Annotated in this window: 2 protein-coding genes and 1 pseudogene; all 3 read right to left on the bottom strand. The window is 37.0% G+C overall.

Annotated features, from left to right (window positions below; translation table 11 throughout):
* A pseudogene (locus tag K8V80_RS11010) lies at positions 1 to 495 on the bottom strand (threonine synthase); the annotation flags it as partial.
* Positions 492 to 1,415, bottom strand: a complete 924-nt coding sequence (locus K8V80_RS11005) for a homoserine kinase (RefSeq protein WP_276778011.1) — start codon at positions 1,413 to 1,415, stop codon at positions 492 to 494. The gene K8V80_RS11005 and the pseudogene K8V80_RS11010, both read right to left, overlap by 4 nt.
* A gap of 4 nt (positions 1,416 to 1,419) precedes the next feature.
* Positions 1,420 to 3,267, bottom strand: a 1,848-nt coding sequence (gene thrA, locus K8V80_RS11000) for a bifunctional aspartate kinase/homoserine dehydrogenase I (protein ID WP_276778010.1), incomplete at its 5' end; no start/stop codon positions are given.

Here is a 3,267-nt window from a genome sequence, read left to right as displayed (position 1 = left end):
ACTTACTTTTCCCGATGGATACAAAATAACCACCTCCACTCCTTCTACTCCATAAAAGCCATTGGCTACAGCTCCACCTGTATCGCCCGATGTAGCTACAAGAATCGTAATTTTATCTTTCCGTCCTTGGGTAAAATAGCGTAAACAACGAGACATAAATCGGGCACCTACATCTTTAAATGCCATTGTAGGACCATGGTATAACTCTAAAGCAAAGATACTTTCCTGAACCTCAACAATAGGAAAATCAAAATTCAATGTTTCAGAAATAATATTACGCAATACCGATTCGGGAATCTCGTCTCCGATAAAGGGATGAATAGCTTGATATGCTATCTCTTCTTTTGTATATTTTTCTATGTTTTCAAAAAAGGAACGATCAAGCTGAGGTAAGCTTTCAGGGAAATACAATCCCTTATCTGGTGCAATACCTGTAATTGCAGCTTCTTTGAAACTAACTTTTAAATTGGGATTATTTAAACTGTAATATTTCATGATATTATTTTTATTCCTTGTGAATTAATAGGTGAAACATGAATTTCCGATTCATAATCTGCACCCCGAACAACTTCTTTCATTGCCTTAGCCACCACTTCGGCAACCTTTCTTCCTTCACACAATGCAAAAACAGATGGTCCAGCTCCTGATATTCCACTTCCCAAAGCGCCATGCTCTATTGCAGCCAACTGGAGTTCATCAAAGTTGGGAATTAGAAGAGATCGTATCGGTTCAACAAACTCATCATGAAGTGATCTACCAATCAAATCATAATCACTATTATACAAACCACAAATTAAACCTCCTAAGTTTCCACATTGCACAATTGCTTTCTTTAAACTAATATTTTGTTTGACTACAGAGCGAGCATCTTTCGTCTTCAGTTCTATTTGAGGATGAATAACTGTAGCATATAACTCACTAGGAGTTGGAATAGAGATTATATCGAGCGGATCGTAACTGCGTATAAAAGCAAAGCCCCCCAATAAAGCAGGAGCAACATTGTCAGCATGAGAAGCCCCACTAGCCAAAGCCTCTCCTTGCATAGCATAATAAATCAGTTCTTTATTGGACAACGGATAATTACATAAGGCATTAACACCAAACACGGCTCCTGCAGCACTTGCAGCACTACTTCCTATACCACTCCCTGCCTTAATATTTTTATAAATAGTAATATCTACACCAAAATCGGGATCCAACTCTTCATAAAGAGATAAAGCTGCTACCCCTGCCACATTTTGCTCTACCTCTAAAGGTAAATCTGCCCCTATAATTTCTTGAATACGTATTCCCTTCTCTGCACTTTTTTCAAAAAGCATTTCATCACCTACGCTTTCCAAGCATAGACCTAAAACATCGAATCCACAAGAAACATTGGCTATAGTAGCTGGACAAAATAGTTTAATCTGATTCATCTTCTTATATGTTTTTATTCCCTATTCGTATTACATCTGCAAAAATACCAGAAGCAGTGACCGAAGCTCCAGCGCCAGCACCTTTCACAACAAGAGGTTGTTCGCAATATCGGTCTGTGTAAAATAGGATAATATTATCTTTTCCCTCTAAATGATAAAAATCATGATCGGAAGGAATGATTTGTAAGCCCACTCTCGCAACTCCTTGTTCAAAAGAGGCTACAAATTTGAGCTTACCTCCTACTTTTGAGGCTGCATAATACAGAGCATCAAAGTGAGAACGGTTTTCTTTTAAGAGCTGATATAATTCCGTTGTACTCTTGGCTTTTAAACAAGACTCTGGTAAAAATCCGCCATTTTCAACCTCATGAAACTCTATTTTATATCCACTTTCTCTAACTAAAATCATTAACTTTCTCTGCACATCAATACCACTCAAATCAATTAAGGGATTGGGCTCTGTATATCCCGCAGCTTGTGCCATTTCTACCGCTTCATCAAAAGAAGTTGTATCATCAAAGTGATTAAAGATAAAGTTCAAACTACCACTTAACACTGCTTCTATTTTATGAATTCGATCTCCCGAAGCTATTAAGTTCTTTAAGGTATCAATAACAGGTAACCCAGCTCCTACACTCGTTTCAAACAAAAAAGGTGCATGATATTTTCGAGATAGATCTTTCAATCTCTTATAAAAATCATAATCGGAAGCACAAGCTATCTTATTACAAGTTACCACACCTATACTATTATATAAGTAAGAAGCATAAGACCTTGCAACTTCTTCACTAGCTGTCATATCTACAAAAACGCTGTTCCTCAGATTGAGTTGTCTAATTCTTTCTATAAATCCATCTAAACTGCATTTTTCTCCTGCATTGAGCGATTCTTTCCATTGGTTATGAACGATTCCCTCTTCATTAAAAAACATAGTACGAGAATTGGCCAAACCAATAACACGAACATTCAATTTTAGATATTTAAATAGATATTCTCTTTGCTTGTCAATCTGCTCTAGAAAACGACTTCCTACATTACCCACACCCATAATAAAAAGATTTAACTGAACTACATCTTCTTCAAAAAATGCCTCGTGTAAGGTATTCAAAGCCTTGCGTACATTCTTCTGTGCAATAATAGTAGAGATGTTCCTTTCAGATGCACCTTGAGCTATTGCCCTTATATTGATATTATTTCTACCCAATGCACTAAACATCTTGCCACTAATACCTTGGTGGTTTTTCATATTCTCACCGACAACAGCTATAATAGATAAATCCTTCTCAATTAGAGCAGGCTTAATTTTTTGTTCAGTTATCTCTAAGTGAAACTCTTCATTGATCTTCTTCTCTGCCCGTTCTGCTTCTACTTCTTCAATGGCAAAACAAATAGAATACTCCGAAGAGGCTTGAGTGATAAAGATTATATTTATTTCTGCTTTTGAAAACACCTCAAATAAACGTTCAGAAAAACCAGTAACACCTACCATACCTGGACCTTCAAGAGTAATTAAAGCCACATGATCTATGTTACTAATACCCCGCACAGCATTTCCGTTAATCCGAGGAATAGTATGATGAATAATAGTTCCAGCAGCCTCAGGCTCAAAAGTATTCTTTACATATAAGGGTATATTCTTCGCCAGAATAGGTTGTAAGGTGGGAGAATATAATACTTTAGCCCCAAAATGCGAAAGCTCCATTGCTTCTTGAAAGCTCAAGCTTTTTATAGTCCTAGCTTGTTTTACCAACTTCGGATCGGCAGTATAAATTCCACTCACGTCGGTCCATATTTCAAGAGATTCCATATCTAAAGCGGCAGCAATAATAGCCGCAGTATAATCAGAGCCTCC

The organism is Bacteroides coprosuis (assembly GCF_020741705.1).
Lineage (GTDB): Bacteria > Bacteroidota > Bacteroidia > Bacteroidales > Bacteroidaceae > Bacteroides_E > Bacteroides_E coprosuis.
This window is presented reverse-complemented; position numbering and strand designations above follow the sequence as displayed.

Excerpts from the sequence above, each read along its gene's own strand:
- K8V80_RS11005 (WP_276778011.1), bottom strand. The coding sequence starts at position 1,415 with ATGAATCAGATTAAACTATTTTGTCCAGCTACTATAGCCAATGTTTCT.